Source organism: Micromonospora sp. SL4-19 (genome assembly GCF_047921475.1).
Taxonomy (GTDB): Bacteria; Actinomycetota; Actinomycetes; order Mycobacteriales; family Micromonosporaceae; genus Micromonospora.
The window spans coordinates 1-689 of sequence record NZ_JBLROB010000084.1 but is presented as its reverse complement, the minus strand read 5'-3'; the positions used below and the strand labels follow the sequence as shown (position 1 = coordinate 689).

The window sequence follows — 689 nt, the reverse complement described above, 5'->3', positions numbered from 1 at the left end:
ACGATCTCCTCGGCGCCGAGCGCGAAGAGGATGATGCCGGCGATCATCGGCAGATAGCAGTACGCGTAGGCGTCCCGGGCCATGGTTACCCGGGGTCCGTCCTGCGCCGCGTGCAGGGCGATCCGGGCGGACGGCCCGATCATGTCGTAGTGCGCCCACCAGAGCGCGGCGGTGAAGAAGATGCCGAGCACCGCCGCACCCACGGCAGCCGCGGTGGGCGGCTGCCCGATCAGGTTGCTGCCGACGCCGACCGAGATGACCGACTCGCCCAGGGCGATGATCAGGATCAGGTCGTACCGCTCGGTCCAGTGCTCGGCGGAGGCGAGGCGCCCTGTCCAGGTTCTGGTGAGTTGGCCGGTGCCGTACTGGAGCAGCACGACCAGGGCCCACAGCCCGTCCCGGACGAGTGGCGCCGCGGCGGAGCCGTGCATGGCCGGGGGGATCAGCGCGGCGGCGAGCAGCAGCAGGGTGCTGCCCGCCAACTCCGGGGCCAACCGCATCAGCTGCCGGAGCTCGTCGGGGTTGTCCCGCGCCGCGTGTCGGTAGAGCAGCACGTGCACCAGGCGGAACACGATGTAGCTGACCGCTGCCACGATCGGCCCGGCGGCGCCCCGCACATCCCGGAACGCCTGCGGCAGCGACAGGGCGAAGGTGAACAGCGACGCCATGCCGACCGTCATCAGCACCGG

At 71.3% G+C, this 689-nt stretch carries 1 protein-coding gene; it reads right to left on the bottom strand.

Annotated features, from left to right (window positions below; genetic code table 11):
* A partial coding sequence (locus ACNAVT_RS31790) for a low temperature requirement protein A (RefSeq protein WP_416301695.1) occupies positions 1 to 689 on the bottom strand: 689 nt, incomplete at both ends.